General features: G+C 54.2%; 14 protein-coding genes. 8 read left to right on the top strand and 6 right to left on the bottom strand.

What is annotated here, in order from left to right; translation table 11 throughout:
- Positions 1-98: 98 nt before the first annotated feature.
- The 3 genes from ACEVJL_RS13075 to ACEVJL_RS13065 all read left to right on the top strand — a co-directional run bounded on the left by ACEVJL_RS13075 (position 99) and on the right by ACEVJL_RS13065 (position 3,513).
- Positions 99-2,072: an oleate hydratase gene (locus tag ACEVJL_RS13075; RefSeq protein ID WP_374738103.1), complete on the top strand. Its 1,974-nt coding sequence runs from the start codon at positions 99-101 to the stop codon at positions 2,070-2,072.
- Between the two features lie 123 nt (positions 2,073-2,195).
- Positions 2,196-2,816 (top strand): TetR/AcrR family transcriptional regulator, encoded by a 621-nt coding sequence (locus ACEVJL_RS13070; RefSeq protein WP_008980355.1) that lies wholly within the window; start codon positions 2,196-2,198, stop codon positions 2,814-2,816.
- 211 nt (positions 2,817-3,027) lie between these two features.
- The gene (locus ACEVJL_RS13065; protein WP_235396321.1) at positions 3,028-3,513 is read left to right on the top strand and encodes a hypothetical protein; all 486 of its coding nucleotides are present in this window, start codon (positions 3,028-3,030) and stop codon (positions 3,511-3,513) included.
- A gap of 83 nt (positions 3,514-3,596) precedes the next feature.
- On the opposite strand, the gene ACEVJL_RS13060 is transcribed toward ACEVJL_RS13065, so the two are convergent.
- The 6 genes from ACEVJL_RS13060 to ACEVJL_RS13035 form a co-directional block, all read right to left on the bottom strand.
- A complete protein-coding gene (locus ACEVJL_RS13060; protein ID WP_302667523.1) occupies positions 3,597-4,025 on the bottom strand; it encodes a nuclear transport factor 2 family protein in 429 nt (142 codons plus the stop codon).
- Positions 4,026-4,196: 171 nt separating this feature from the next.
- The gene (locus ACEVJL_RS13055) at positions 4,197-4,946 is read right to left on the bottom strand and encodes a carboxymuconolactone decarboxylase family protein (protein ID WP_008980360.1); all 750 of its coding nucleotides are present in this window, start codon (positions 4,944-4,946) and stop codon (positions 4,197-4,199) included.
- 11 nt (positions 4,947-4,957) lie between these two features.
- On the bottom strand, positions 4,958-5,461 hold the full coding sequence (locus ACEVJL_RS13050) for a cyclophilin-like fold protein (protein ID WP_302667524.1): 504 nt from the start codon (positions 5,459-5,461) through the stop codon (positions 4,958-4,960).
- Between the two features lie 24 nt (positions 5,462-5,485).
- Entirely contained in the window at positions 5,486-6,460 is a 975-nt protein-coding gene (locus tag ACEVJL_RS13045; RefSeq protein ID WP_302667525.1) for an alpha/beta hydrolase, read from the bottom strand.
- Positions 6,461-6,474: 14 nt separating this feature from the next.
- The gene (locus ACEVJL_RS13040; protein WP_302667526.1) at positions 6,475-7,014 is read right to left on the bottom strand and encodes a flavodoxin family protein; all 540 of its coding nucleotides are present in this window, start codon (positions 7,012-7,014) and stop codon (positions 6,475-6,477) included.
- Positions 7,011-7,592 carry a sugar O-acetyltransferase gene (locus ACEVJL_RS13035; RefSeq protein WP_374738102.1) on the bottom strand — a complete coding sequence of 194 codons (582 nt, stop codon included), beginning with the start codon at positions 7,590-7,592 and terminating at the stop codon, positions 7,011-7,013. The genes ACEVJL_RS13040 and ACEVJL_RS13035 overlap by 4 nt, the downstream gene beginning before the upstream one ends.
- A 142-nt stretch (positions 7,593-7,734) precedes the next feature.
- Here ACEVJL_RS13035 and ACEVJL_RS13030 point away from each other — a divergent pair, with 142 nt between their 5' ends.
- From ACEVJL_RS13030 to ACEVJL_RS13010, 5 genes are all read left to right on the top strand, one after another.
- A complete protein-coding gene (locus ACEVJL_RS13030) occupies positions 7,735-8,667 on the top strand; it encodes a LysR family transcriptional regulator (RefSeq protein WP_374738101.1) in 933 nt (310 codons plus the stop codon).
- Positions 8,668-8,885: 218 nt separating this feature from the next.
- A complete protein-coding gene (locus ACEVJL_RS13025) occupies positions 8,886-10,547 on the top strand; it encodes a M20/M25/M40 family metallo-hydrolase (RefSeq protein ID WP_302667528.1) in 1,662 nt (553 codons plus the stop codon).
- 269 nt (positions 10,548-10,816) lie between these two features.
- A complete protein-coding gene (locus ACEVJL_RS13020; RefSeq protein ID WP_374738100.1) occupies positions 10,817-12,259 on the top strand; it encodes an amidohydrolase in 1,443 nt (480 codons plus the stop codon).
- Between the two features lie 10 nt (positions 12,260-12,269).
- Positions 12,270-13,427: an AfsR/SARP family transcriptional regulator gene (locus ACEVJL_RS13015; RefSeq protein ID WP_302667530.1), complete on the top strand. Its 1,158-nt coding sequence runs from the start codon at positions 12,270-12,272 to the stop codon at positions 13,425-13,427.
- Between the two features lie 140 nt (positions 13,428-13,567).
- Positions 13,568-14,959: an alanine/glycine:cation symporter family protein gene (locus ACEVJL_RS13010; RefSeq protein ID WP_374738099.1), complete on the top strand. Its 1,392-nt coding sequence runs from the start codon at positions 13,568-13,570 to the stop codon at positions 14,957-14,959.
- Positions 14,960-14,986 lie beyond the last annotated feature (27 nt).

The following is a 14,986-nucleotide window of genomic DNA, read 5'->3' as shown; positions in this document are numbered from 1 at the left end:
TTTGTAAATGGTAAACCGGCGGAAAACGGGGTAGGATAAAGCCACGATCAAGAGACAGCGCGGCAAAAGCAGCGCAAATTTGGAAAGGTGGCTATCTTATGGCAAAGAATCTTGGAAAGTGGACTGCTGCGGCTGCTGGCCTTGCCGGCGCGGGAGCGGCTGTGGTGCTGGCGAAAAAGGCGGCACAGAATAAGCAGGATGCCCAGGCGGAAAGTCAGACGCAGGACCGCAGTGACTACCGCAACACGGAGTTGGGCCGACACGAGAAAAACTCCAAGGGCATCTATTATACCAACGGCAACTACGAGGCCTTTGCCCGGCCGGAGAAGCCTGCGGGCGTGGAGGAGAAGAGCGCCTATATTGTGGGCAGCGGCCTGGCCGCTTTGGCGGCAGCCTGTTTCCTGGTGCGGGACGGACAGATGGATGGTTCCCGTATCCACATCCTGGAGGCCATGGATGTAGCCGGCGGCGCCTGCGACGGCATCTACGACCCCACCCGCGGATATATCATGCGGGGCGGCCGGGAGATGGAGGACCACTTCGAGTGCCTGTGGGACCTGTTCCGCTCCATTCCCTCTTTGGAGAAGCCCGGCGCTTCGGTGCTGGATGAGTTTTATTGGCTCAATAAGCACGATCCCAACTACTCCCTGTGCCGCGCTACCGTCAACCGGGGACAGGATGCCCACACCGACGGAAAGTTTAACCTCAGTCAGAAGGGGTGCATGGAGATCGTCAAGCTCTTTATGACCCCGGATGAGGACCTGTACGACAAGACCATTGAGGATGTCTTTGACGATGAGGTATTTTCCTCCACCTTCTGGCTCTACTGGCGCACCATGTTCGCTTTTGAAAACTGGCACTCCGCCCTGGAGATGAAGCTCTACTTCCAGCGCTTCATCCACCACATTGCCGGCCTGCCTGATTTCAGCGCCTTGAAGTTTACCCGCTATAACCAGTATGAATCGCTGATCCTGCCCATGAAAAAGTACCTGGAGGAGGCCGGAGTGGACTTCCAGTTTGGTGTGGAGGTGACCAATGTCCTCTTTGACATCAAGGGAGGCAAAAAGGTGGCCACCGCCATCGAGTGCAAGGTCAAGGGCGTGGAGCAGGGAATCGTGCTTACGGAAAATGACCTGGTCTTTGTCACCAATGGCTCCTGTACCGAGGGGACTATCTACGGCGACCAGGATCATGCCCCCAACGGAGATGCCGAGGTGCGCACCAGCGGCTGCTGGAATCTGTGGAAGAACATTGCTAAGCAGGACCCGGCTTTTGGCCGTCCGGAGAAGTTCTGTTCCGATGTGGCCAAGACCAACTGGGAGTCGGCCACTATCACCACTCTGGATGACAAGATCCTGCCTTATATCAAAAACATCTGCCAGCGGGATCCCCGTACCGGCAAGGTGGTCACTGGCGGTATTGTCAGCTGTCAGGACTCTAAGTGGCTGCTGAGCTGGACCATCAACCGCCAGGGGCAGTTTAAAGAGCAGGAGCCGGAGAAGGTCTGTGTGTGGGTGTACGGTCTCTTTACCGATGTGCCCGGTGATTTTATCAAAAAGCCTATGAAGGACTGTACCGGCAAGGAGATTACCCAGGAATGGCTCTACCACATCGGTGTGCCGACGGAACTGATTCCTCAGCTGGCCGAGGATAGCGCGGTGTGTGTGCCTACCATGATGCCCTATATCACCGCCTTCTTTATGCCCCGGACTGCGGGAGACCGGCCCGACGTAATTCCCGACGGCTGTGTCAACTTTGCCTTCCTGGGTCAGTTTGCCCAGACACCCCGGGATACCGTGTTCACCACCGAGTATTCGGTGCGTACCGCCATGGAGGCAGTCTACGGCCTGCTGGGTGTGGACCGTGGCGTGCCTGAGGTATGGGGCAGCGTGTATGACATTCGTTGCCTGTTGGATAGCTCGGTTTGCCTGATGGACGGCAAGTCCCCTCTGGAGATGGAACTGCCCGGTCCGCTGAATCTGCTGAAAAAACCGGCGCTTAAACTGATCCGGGGAACAGTGGTAGAAAAGGTGCTGCGGGATCACAACATTCTCCGGGATGATATGATGTAACCCTCTATCAACATCAAATTGATCAGGGGCGGCGTTTGATTACGCCGCCCCTTGCATTTTTTTGAAGGATAAGTTAGAATAAAGACAAAATTAGAAAGATGACATTATTTTGGAGGTGTGGGAATGCCTAAGGTCGCTTATTCAGACGCGGATCGGGAGCGGGTCCGAGACGATCTGATTACAGTCGCGCTGGAGAAAATGGCGCGGCAGGGGATCCAGCATACCACCGTGGAGGAGATCTATCGATCGGTAGGCATTTCTCGTACCTTCTTTTATACCTTCTTTCCCACAAAAGAGGATTTGATTGTAGAGGCACTGTATACGCAGCAGCCTAAAGTTTTGGCTCATGCTCAAAGGCTGATGGATGATCCGGCTTTCAGCTGGCGAGAGGGAGTGCGTCAGTTTCTTGTCTCCTGCTGCTATGGAGAGCAAAGCGGCATTGCAGTGATGACGCTGGAAGAGCAGCAGAATCTGTTTCGCCGGCTGTCTCCGGAGAGCTACCAGGTATTCCGGGAGAAGCAGGCCAACCTGTTTGGGAACATTTTGAAGTGCTTTGGGATCCGGGCGGACAAGGAGACCATAGGTTTGTTTACAAACCTGAGCCTGACCGTGATGGTGATCCGCCGGGCTGTGCCGAAAAATCTGCCCTTTCTGGTGCCAGAGGCGGCAGACGCCACGGTGGAGTTCCAGATCAATGCCATTGTTGACTTACTGGAAAAGATGAAGCAAGGTCACGATATCTGAGTAAAGGGATGAAAATCCGTCGGTACCGTCCAGTCCGATGGTCCGACGGATGTTTTTTATTAAAAATAAAGATAAAATTAAATTATCATCTTTATTAGTTAATGCAAATCAAGGGAATATGATCAGCGGCTGGTGGAATTTATTTCTTTTGGCCCCTACTGCGGACAATGGGCCGCGAGGAGATAGAACAACATACATAGGAGGAAAAACCATGGGATTTTTCAGCAAGATTTTCAAAGGACCTGAAGTGGACATGGAGAAAAGCAATGCCAATGCCCGGAAAATGCGCCAGCTGTTTGACCAGGCGGTAGACAATGGGGCCGATTACAAGCTGATCTTTGGATACACAGAAGATGTGTCCCGCTTCAACTATGGCTTTGTCCACGGAAGCAAAACCAAAATCGGCAATCTGATCGTGGGCTGGAACGAGAACAGCCAGACCATTGTGGCCCTCCCCACGGTCCCGGACCTCTCGGGCTGCGGTGAGCCCACCTACTATCGCCGCTCTGAAATTTTAAAGGCTTACCGCAACAAATATCCCACGGATGCCTTTGTAATCTATCCGGATAAAAAGGGGTATCTGGCCATCAATGCTTATGACTGGCTGGATGATGAGAAGCTGTATGTCTATGTTTCTCAGGAGGAGGAACTGGCTGCCTTTACCGATTTCTTCATGAATCGCTTTGCCACAAAGTAACCTTCTGGACAGAGAAAAATAGAGTATAAAAAAACAGGGAGACTGGATATTTTCCAGCCTCCCTGTTTTTATAACTTGCAATATTATAGCCACAGGGCCGGTTCATCCCGGAACACCGGTACAGGTCCGTCGGCATAGGGATCATAGCGCTTGTCATTGCACCCGAATTCCTGTAAGAAACAAATCTTTTCCTCTTGGTCCCAGCGGATCAGGGAAAGACCGTCAAAGCTCTGGTTAGGTTCCCCAGACAGCTGGCATTGAAAGTGCCACTGGACTACGGTCTGGTCACCCTTATGAAAAAACTGCTGGATATCCCATTGCTGAACGGTACCACGGGTATTCCATTCCTCAAACCAAAACTTGATTGCCCCAATTCCGTGGTACTCCGGTCCCCAGCTCTCCACATACGTGGCGTCAAGGGAGAAGATACTCTCAACTCCGCGGTTCTGCCCGGTCAGCCACATGGAAAACCACTGGCGGATGATCGTTTCCCGTCGTTGAAGCAGTTCCATACTGCACCATCCTTTCTGCTAGGTGTTTAAAAGGTTTTTCCTTATAAAAACGCATCACGCATGGCTGTATTATAACACATAGACTTAATCTTTGCCTGGAAGATTTGGGATACGACAATAAAAGAGGGCTTCTGCCGCTGGCAGGAGCCCTCTTTACCAATTCAAATTGACTTATAATTTGCAGTAATCCTCGTCGGATACCGCTTCCAGCCACTGGTTGGAGCAGTTTTCACCGGGAACCTCCAGAGCCAGATGGGAGAACCAGCTGTCCGGAGCGGCTCCATGCCAGTGCTTTACCCCAGTGGGGATATTGACGACATCGCCGGGGTGCAGCTCCTGGGCTGCTTTGCCCCACTCTTGGTAGTAGCCTCGGCCGGCCACACAGATCAGAATTTGGCCGCCGCCCTGATCAGCCTGGTGGATGTGCCAGTTGTTGCGGCAGCCGGGCTCAAAGGTCACATTGTACACGCCCACCTGGCTGGTGGAGAGAGGGTGGAGATAACTCTGTCCCACAAAATACTGGGCAAAACCATCATTGGGTGCTCCAATGGGGAAGACCATCTCCTGTTGATGCTGTGCTTTGCCGTCTTCTCCGGCTTCTTCGCTCCAGACCTCCTTGGCCATACGGAAGGCAGCCCAGGCCTTGGGCCAGCCGGCGTAAAAGGCGGCATGGGTCAGGATCTCAGCGATCTCCTGTCGAGTGATGCCGTTTTGCTTGGCGGTGGACAAGTGGTACTGAAAGGAGCTGTCCACCAGTCCCTGTGCCATGAGAGCCACTACGGTCACCAGAGAGCGGTCCCGCAGAGACAATTTATCCTCCCGGCTCCATACTTCTCCGAACAATACGTCGTCATTGAGCTGGGCAAATTTGGGGGCGAACTCGCCCAGAGCATCTCTGCCAGCTGTCTGTTTTACTGCCATATCAATACCTCCTATGCAAGAGAAAAGGTTACCTGAACGGTTCCGGTTCCCAGCTTTGCCTGCAAGTCGGTGGAATCGTTGATTTTCGCCAGACGGGTAAAATTCCAGGTATTTGTGCCATAATAAATGGTGATTTGATTGCCCTGATAGAGGATCACATCTCCGGGCTGAGTAGTGATCCGGGTATCGTTTCGAGTCAGTGTCGTGCCCAATGAGCCCACCTTCTCAAAGCCCCCATAGTCGTCCATGGAGACGGTCACCGGGCCTTGGGCCAGCAAGTCCCGAAACGCTTCTGCGGAACTGTTATCGGCAAAGGTGGCCAGCAGTTCCTGGTCTCCTACGGTGATTTTCAACATGGGTTCCTCCTGACTGGATGAGTTGTCCTGGGACTGGCTGCTCTCTTGCTCAGAGATCACCGACTGAGACGGCGGTGGAGCGGAGTCCGTCGGGGACAAACCGTTCCCGCAGGCGGACAGCCCCAGAACAGCAAGGAGCAGATAGAGAATTCGTGTCATACAGTCCCTCCTTACAAAAGCGGGTTACTTCAAATTCTCCTGGAAAAACTGCTGGATCTTATCGAAGGGGATAATATTCTTTTGGTCGTAGAGGTCGGTGTGGACCGCGCCGGGGATGATGAGCAGCTCCTTATTTCCGGCATAGGGGCTGTCCTTGACCATATCGGCGTAAGCGTCCCGGCTGAAATAGCAGGAGTGGGCCTTTTCCCCGTGGATCATCAGCACAGCGCTGCGGATCTCATTGCTGTAGCGCAGGATGGGCATGTTGAGGAAGGACAGGGAGGAAGTAGTATTCCATCCGTCGTTGGAATTGAGGGAGCGCTCGGTGTAGCCCCGCTCCGTCTTATAGTAGTCGTAATAGTCCTTCACAAAGAAGGGGGCGTCCTCCGGCAGGGGGTCCACCACACCGCCCGCCCGGGCATAGGTCCCGTTCTGATAGTCCACGGTCCGCTGGGCGTTGAGGGCTTTCTTGGTTTCGTACCGGGCGTCGGCGCTGTCGGCGGAGTCAAAGTACCCCTTGGCGTTCACACGGGTCATGTCGTACATGGTGGAGGTGACGGTGGCCTTGATGCGGGTGTCCATGGCGGCGGCGTTGAGGGCCATGCCGCCCCAGCCGCAGATGCCCAGAATGCCTACCTTGTCCGGATCGATAAACTCCCGGGTGGAGAGAAAGTCCACGGCGGCAGAAAAGTCCTCGGTGTTGATATCGGGGGAGGCCACGTTCCGCACCTGGCCGCCGCTCTCTCCGATGAAGGAGGGGTCAAAGGCCAGAGCGGCAAAGCCACGGCTGGCCAGCTCCTCGGCATAGAGTCCGGCGCACTGTTCCTTTACCGCGCCGAAGGGACCTGCCACCGCTACCGCGGCCAGTTTTCCGGAGATAGCCATAGGCAGATACAGGTCGCCTACAAGCTCGATCCCATAGCGGTTATGAAAACGTACCTTCTCGCGCTGGACGGTGTCCCGCAGAGGGAAGGAGTATCCCTGATATTTGGCGTTCATATTCTTGTTCCTCCTTACGCGTGCTTGCCCAGCTCGTAGGCCTTTTCCAGTGCGGGGTGATTCTGGATTTCGCCCACAGAGGTCACGCCGCCGGCAAAGACAGTCCCAGCCAGACGGGCCTTTTCAAAGCAGTCGATCCAGCCCTGCAGGCCGGTGACCGCGCCGTCCACCGTGTGTTCATCCTCCTCTGCCGCAGCAGCCAGCAGGTAGATGTCCCGGAACTGATAATCGGAAGGGAAGAGAGGATTGGCCCGGTCCAGCATGGTCTTCATCTGGCCGCACATCCCGTAGTAGTAGATCGGGGTGGCAAAGGCGATGACGTTGGCGGTGAGCATCTTTTGAGCGATCACCTCCGCATCGTCGTGGATGATGCAGTGCTGGGTGTTCTGACAGGACAGGCAGCCCTTGCAGAACCCGATGGTTTTATCGTACAGGGTAACCTTCTCCACCTGGTTGCCGGCCTCCCGGGCGCCGCGAACAAATTCATCCGCCAGACAGTCTGAATTGCCGCCCTTCCGGGGGCTGGTAGAGATCACTAAAATATTCTTGCTCATTGCATTTCCTCCTCACTTAACGAGCGCATTACGCTGGCGGGTACGCCGCCCACGATGGTATTGTCCGGCACATCCCGGGTCACCACTGCTCCGGCTGCCACAATGGCTCCGTCGCCGATGGTCACACCAGGAAGAATGGTGGCATTGGAGCCGATCCAGACCCGTTTGCCGATGTGAATGGGGGCAGGGATCATAGTGGCGCGGTCCATGGGGGACTTGGCATGGTTGAGGGTGGCCAACACCACGTTATGGCCGATGAGCGTGCCGTCTCCGATAAAAATGCCGCCCTGATCCTGGAATTTGCAGCCCATGTTAATAAAAACGTGTTTGCCGATGTGGATGTTCTTTCCGCAGTCGGTGTAAAAAGGCGGAAACAGAGCAAAGCTCTCATCCACCGGTCTGCCGATGAGCTGGGAAAAGAGGGCGCGCAATTCCTCCGGCTGATGGTAGCTGCCATTGATCTCAGCGGTGATGCGCAGGGCCTCCTGGCTGACGCCGTGCATAAACTGATGGACCTCGCTGCCTCCCTGTACCGGGGCTCCGCTGTTCAGGTGTGCTAAAAATTCATCTAATTCCATCGTTTACTCCTGATCTATCAAATTTCTGATGTCATTGTATCATCGGTCATACAAGATAACAAATACCTATATAGAATAACTAACTATGCTTGAAACCTATATTTGGCCTGTGTTATCATCAAGGTATCCGGAGGTGAATGGAATGGAATTGAGAGTGCTGCAATACTTTCTGGCGGTGGCCCGAGAGCAGAATATTTCGGCGGCGGCCCAGTCCCTGCACTTGACCCAGCCCACCCTGTCCCGACAGCTAAAAGAGCTGGAGGAGGAACTGGGCAAGCAGCTGATGATCCGGGGAAACCGGAAGATCGTTCTGACCCAGGATGGTATGCTGCTGCGCAAGCGGGCAGAGGAGATTCTGGAACTGGTGGACCGGACGGAAAAAGAGGTCATGTGTTCGGAGGAGACCGTTAGTGGGGATATCTACATCGGTACCGGCGAGACCGACGGGGTGCGGCAGATCGTGCGCAGCGCAAACCAGATCCAGGCGCATTATCCGGGTATCCACTTTCATATTGTCAGCGGCGACGCTGTGGATGTGTGTGAACGGCTGGACAAAGGGCTTTTGGATTTTGGCGTTCTCCTGGGGGACATTGATAAAATAAAATATCACTATATGGAACTGCCCATGAAGGATACCTGGGGAGTCCTCATGCGGCGGGACAGCCCTTTGGCAGCCCAGGACACCGTTTCCCCACAGGATCTTTGGGACAAGCCGCTGATTCTCTCCCGGCAGGTGGACAACAAAAGCGGGCTGTACCGCTGGCTGCGGAAGGAGCCTTCTGAGCTGCACACCGCAGCGACCTATAACCTGATCTATAACGCCTCTTTGATGGTGGACGAGGGGATGGGCTACGCCTTTACGCTGGACAAGCTGGTGAACACAACCGGCAGCAGCCTGTGTTTTCGGCCGCTTGAGCCGGAATTGAAGCTGGGCATGTATCTGGTGTGGAAAAAGTCCTGGATCTTTTCCCGGGCGGCAGAGCTGTTTTTGGAGGAGCTGAGAAAGCAGCTGGAACCTGCACAAGTCCAATCGTTTGGACAGGGTCAGAGCAAGACAAGAAACTCATGTTGCTAGCACCTGGAGTATAAAAGAAAATGTTATTATAGAACAAAAGGGTTAAAGAGATACAAATTTGATTTAGTCAATCCTACAAAGTTTAACCGGCGTTTATTTTTGCTCGGGGCAGATAAAAATGAATGTCGGTTGCTACGGGAAATAAAACGGCGCGCAAAAAAAATAATGATATGATAGGGCCAGAATAAATACAAATCGATGTGGAAAGGGGTATAAACATGAATAAGTTAAAGCGCGCCGCCCGTATCGAGGAGATCACCAGAGACCTTGCCAGCCAATTCAGCGTATTGGAGACTCCCAACGAGGTCGCCATGGCCGAAAAGGTCTACCGTATTTTTTCTCAAATGCCCTATTTCCAGGCCCATCCGGAAAATCTGAGCTATGTTCCGGTCAAAGATGATCCCTGGAACCGGAAAAGCGTGATGGCCATTGTGCGCGGCGAGAAAAAGCCCTGCCCCCGCACCGTGGTTATGATCGGACACATTGATACCGTGGGCGTCTCTGACTACGGCCCGCTGGCCGCCTACGCCAACCAGCCCGACGTTTTGATGGAAAAATTCCGGGATATCGAGCTGCCCGAGGAGGTACGCCGGGATCTGGAGTCGGGAGATTATCTGTTTGGGCGCGGCGTCTTTGATATGAAATCCGGCGACGCTATCATCATTGCCCTTCTGGAAGAGATCAGCCAGTCTGTTGAGGAGTTTGAAGGCAACCTCATCTACGGCGCGGTCTGTGACGAGGAAGGCAACTCCGGCGGCATGCTGAACCTGGTTCCCAAGCTGGCCAAGATGCAGGAAGAGGAACACCTGGAATATCTGGCTCTGCTGGACACCGATTACATGACCTCGGAATTCCCCGGGGATGAAAATAAGTACGTATACGTAGGTACCGTGGGCAAGCTAATGCCGACCTTCTATGTGGTAGGCAAGGAAACTCACGTAGGCGAGTCCTTCAAGGGACTGGACCCCAACCAGATCACGGCCCAGATCATCTCCCGGGTCAACCTGAATCCGGAATTCTGTGATGTGGCCGAGGGCGAGGTCACACTGCCTCCCATTACCCTGCGTCAGCGGGATATGAAGCCGGAGTATTCCTGCCAGATCGCAAAGTCGGCGGTGCTGTTCTTCAACTATGCCACCCACTGCAGTACGCCCGACCAGGTGCTGGAACGCATGGTGGGCGTGGCCCAGGAGTGTTTCCAGCAGGTGATCGATACCCTCAACCAGCACTACCGGACCTTCTGCAATATGTCCCGGCGTCCCTATGTGCGTCTGCCCTGGAAGGCGCGGGTCATGACCTATCAGGAGCTGTACACCGCAGTCAAGGCGGAACTGGGCAGCGCGCTGGATGAGATGGTCCGAGAGAAGTCGGAGGCCCTGCTGGCCCGGCAGGATATCGATACCCGGGTGCGGGCCAACATGCTGGTGGAGTACGTCCATGGGCTCTGGAGCGACAAGGATCCCATCGTGATCGTCTACCTCACGCCGCCTTATTACCCCCACGTCTATGTGGAGGGCAAGAGTGAGAAGGATAAGGCCCTGCTGGCTGCGGTGGATAAGGCAGTTACTTCTACCCAGACTGATTATAAGCTGGTCTACAAGAAGTTCTTCCCCTACATCTCCGACCTCAGCTACGGAGCGGCGCCCAAGGATCCGGAGATTATCCGGGCGCTCAAGCGTAACACACCGGGCTTCGGTATCTTCTACGATCTGCCTCTGAAGGAGATGCAGGCTTTGGATCTTCCCGTTTTGGATATTGGTCCCTTCGGAAAGGATGCACATAAGTTTACTGAGCGCATTGAAAAGCATTATACCTTTGAGGTGGCTCCTGAACTGGTCTATAAAACGGTTATGAACCTGCTCCATGACGATCCTCAGTAACTGGAAGCTTGAAACGCGGCGCAGCAATCCCTGCTGCGCCGCATTTTATATTTTGCACAAGATTATTGTGATTGCCATTTAATTTTTATTCATATATAATAAGCCCAAGCGAAAGGGGGAGACCTTGTATGCTCCAAACTCCTGCACATTCTGGAAAAATGACGCTCAGCGCAGGCTCTGCCCATGGCCGGTCGCTGCTTTTGTATAATGGGAATTTTTTCCGCTTTGGAGGAAAAAAGCATTACACGTGGGTCTGGATCAAAAATGGCATGATTCAGGACGCGGGGTACCGCAGTTGGGAACCGACCTATATCCGGGATGCGGAGGAGGCCATTGATCTGAAGGGAAACCTGGTGCTTCCGGGTTTCTCCGACAGCCATGTCCATTTTGTGCCCAGCGCCGTGGACCGCATGAAAGTGAATCTCAACGGCTCCCGGAATTTTGAAGAAATCGGGCAGCGGCTGAAGGACTGGGTGGAGCGCCATCCTCAGGAGAGTACGGTGCATGCCTGCTGCCTGGAGGTATCGGACCTGGAGGAAAAGCGACCTCCCACCCGCAATGTCATTGACCACTATCTGCGGGACTATTCGGTTTTGATTGAAAGCCGGGACTTTCATTATACCGTGCTCAACACCCGGGCGCTGCACAGTTCCCGCGTCCCCTTTACCATGGAGGGGGTGGAACTGGACGAACGTCAGCGGCCCACAGGAATTTTCCGTGGGAAAGCGAACGCCTTTCTGCGCCGGAAGACGGCAGACAGCTATTCCTGGGAGGATAAAGAGCGGGCAGTCTATGAGCTGTCCGGACGGCTGCTGAAAAAGGGAGTTACCTCCATCCACGCCATGGAGGGCGGCTACGGTTTCCCGGAGTCGGACGCAGAATTTCTGGCCTCCTGCGGGCCAAAGCTGCCGCTGGATATTGCCATCTACTTTGGAACGACCTCGCCGGAAAAAGTCAAAAGGCTGGGGTTATCCCGGATCGGCGACCTGTTTCTGGACGGCTCCTTTGCCTCGAGAAATGCAGCTCTGCTCAGCAATTATGACGACCATCCCGGGAACGGAACCTTGAACTATTCCCAGGAGGAATTGAATTCTTTCCTCTTGCGCTGTTACCTGGCTGATTTGGATACTTCTCTGCATGCGGTAGGAAACCGGGCCATGGAACAGGCGCTGATCGCCCATGAGTATGCCCGGCAGAAGACAGGAAATGTCTATCTCCGCCACCGGATCGAGCATGCAGAGCTTACCACAGAGCTTCAGCGTAAACGGGCCGCCGCCCTGGGCCTCACGTTTTCCATGCAGCCGGCCTTCGAGTATTATTACGGCGGCAGCCACAGCATGTATGCTGAACGTCTGGGAGAGCGCTGGAGACAAACCAATCCCTTCCGGGAAATCCGCAACGCGGGCATCCGGATCTGCGGCGGCTCGGACAGCGGTTTGACTCCCGTCAATCCTCTGGTGGGCATCTATGCCGCAGTCAATCCTCCGGTGGATGAGAACCGCCTGACCATTGAAGAGGCGCTGTCCATGTTTACCCGTGACGCAGCCTGGGCGGTACGGGAGGAGGACTACAAGGGGGAGATTGAGATTGGAAAAATCGCAGATCTGACGGTCACCGACCGGAACATTTTCCTGACCAACCCCAAAAACATTATTACCGCGGAAATCATCATGACCATCAAGTCTGGCTCTGTTCTCTATCACAATCTTTAAGGAGGCAGCCATGGATCAAGGATTGTTCATTCAGATGTTTGGCTCTGCAGAATTCTTTGTTTCAGGCAAGCCAGTGACCACCCGACTGAGCGCAAAATCCCTGGCTATCTTGGTATTTTTAATCTGCCACGAGCAGCGCCGGGTCACCCGGGAAAAACTGGCCTCCATGTTTTGGGCGGAGAGCTATGATACCGCAACCTATAATCTGCGCTATAACCTATGGAACATCAAAAAGGTAATTCCGCCGGATGAAAACGGAGCAGAATTCCTAATCACGTCAAAAGATTTCTGTGGAATCAACCCTGCCTACCGGTATACCTCTGACCTGACACGGCTTGAGCAGCTGCTTGAAATCCATGACGAAGATGCGCCTGCGGATATTCTTCTGGAGATCAATGAAATTCTCAGCCGGGAATTTTTAGAGGACTTTTATATCCGGGACAGCGACGAGTTCAACGACTGGCTGCTGTTTGAGCGCACCCGCTATCAGAAGCTGTCCCAGCAAAATCTGGAGCAGCTCTACGACAGCTATATCAAAAACCAGGATACCGATCGGGCGGAAGAGGCGCTGCGCGCCCTGCTGCGGATCAACCCTTACGAGGAAAAGTATTACTGCCGGATCATGAAGCTGTGTCTTCAAAAGGGCGAGCGGCATGCGGCACTGCGCTGGTATCAATCCTGTGAGGACCTGTTGCGGAAGGATTTGAATCTGGCACCCTCCAAGACCCTGCGTGAGCTATATCTGGAGATCACTTCCCAGGAGCAGGAGCTGTCCCCGCGGGGGGAGACGCTGGAGGAACTGACGCTGGAGCTGTCGGGAAATGAGGATACCGCAGTGATTTCCGGCCTGCTGCTCAGCGAGTTTATCGAATTGCTGACCTGCGCCTGTGAACGTACCGTGGTCAATCAGATCCCAAAGGTATTTCTGGAAGATCTGTCCAGCATACAATCGGCCCTGATTCCTACCTATGGGTTGGAGGGCGACTGCCGCCAGGTCTCTCAGGCAAGATTGCTGAACTCATTGCGGGGGTTGATCACCCAGCTGTCCAAGACTTACTGCATCACGGTTTACCTCAAGCAGGAGGCGATGGCAGATCCCTTTTCACGTCATGCCCTGCGCTATCTCCAACGTACATGTCCCGATGTTTTCCGGTTATATCCCCAATAAACCCATGGTGTTTATTTGAGGTTTAACTTAAATTTCCACAAAAACAAAAAAATAAAAAAACAAACGTTTGTGCTCTTTCAATAAAATACAGAGAAAACCACTTCAGCGGTATAATGCAGAAAAACGAAGGAGGGGTTTTTGTGGATCAAATCGTGAAAGCAATCGTAGACTTTACCAACTGGCTTTGGGGTCCCCCGCTCATGATTATCCTGGCCGGCGGCGGCCTGTTCCTCACCATTCGTCTTGGGTTTTTCCAGTTCCGGCATCTGTTTTACATGTGGGGACAGACGTTCGGACAGATGATGAAAAAGCCCGAAGATCCCAACGCAATTTCTCCCTTCCAGGCCGCAACGGCGGCCATCGCATCCACCATCGGCGCGGCAAACATCGTAGGTGTTCCGGTAGCCATTGCATTTGGCGGCCCGGGTGCCGTGTTCTGGATGTGGATCATTGCCCTGTTGGGCTGTGCCTCCAAGTTCTCTGAGATCGTTCTGGGCATCAAGTACCGGGAAAAGGATGCCAGCGGCGAGTATGTAGGCGGACCGACCTACTACCTGGCCAAAGGCTTTAAGAACAAGGCCCTGGGTAAGTTCCTGGCCGGCTGGTTTGCCTTCTTCCTGATGATCGAGATTATCCCGTCCATCTCTACTCAGGCCGTTTCCGCTGCGCAGAACGCAGCCACCCTGGGTATTCCTGACATCGCTACCGGCATCGCCATGGCCCTGATCGTTCTGGTCATCGTGGTGGGCGGCACCAAGCGTCTGGTTCAGGTTACCGAGCGCCTGGTTCCCGTTATGGCTCTGATCTATGTTATCGGTGCTCTGGTGGTTATCGGCGTCAACATCGACAAGCTCCCCGGCGTCTTTGTCCTGATTTTTGAAAGCGCCTTTGCTCCTATGGCTCCTGTGGGCGGCTTTGCCGGTTCCACTCTGGCTCTGGCCCTTCGCTGGGGCGCCGCCCGCGGCACTTACTCCAACGAGGCCGGTATGGGTACCGCTCCCATCGCCCATGCCACCGCTCAAACCGACCACCCTGTCCGTCAGGGCTTCTGGGGTATCTTTGAGATCACTCTGGACACTCTGATCGTCTGCACCGTTACCGCTCTGGTGGTGCTGGTCACCGGCGCTTGGCAGGCCGTTCCTGCCAGCGAGGCTGCCGCTATGCCTTCTATGGCCTTCCAGACCGTGTTCGGCAAGGTGGGCGACTATGTGGTTACCATCTCCATCCTGCTTTTCGTGCTGTCCACCGTCATCGTGCTGGTGTTCTACGGTGAGCGTCAGGCCCGCTTCCTCTTTGGTTACAAGTTCTCTCGTATTTGGAAGTTTATCTACATCGCTGCCATCCTCTTCGGTGTGTTCGGCGGCCTGGAGTTCCTGTATCAGTTCCTGGACTTCTTCCTGGCTCTGGTTATCCTGCCCAACATGATTGCGCTGATTGCATTGAGCGGCGAGGTGAGGGATCTGAAGAACGAGTTCTTTACCGGTGAGCAGTATTACCTGCGGGATAAGGCGAGAAAGCACGCGAAGAAGTAATCCCAAACGTGCCAACCTTTTTTCCTC

This window comes from Flintibacter porci, assembly GCF_041925195.1.
In the GTDB taxonomy this organism is placed as follows: domain Bacteria; phylum Bacillota; class Clostridia; order Oscillospirales; family Oscillospiraceae; genus Lawsonibacter; species Lawsonibacter porci.
Note: the sequence above shows the minus strand (reverse complement) of the source record. Positions and strands in the feature narration are given on the sequence as shown.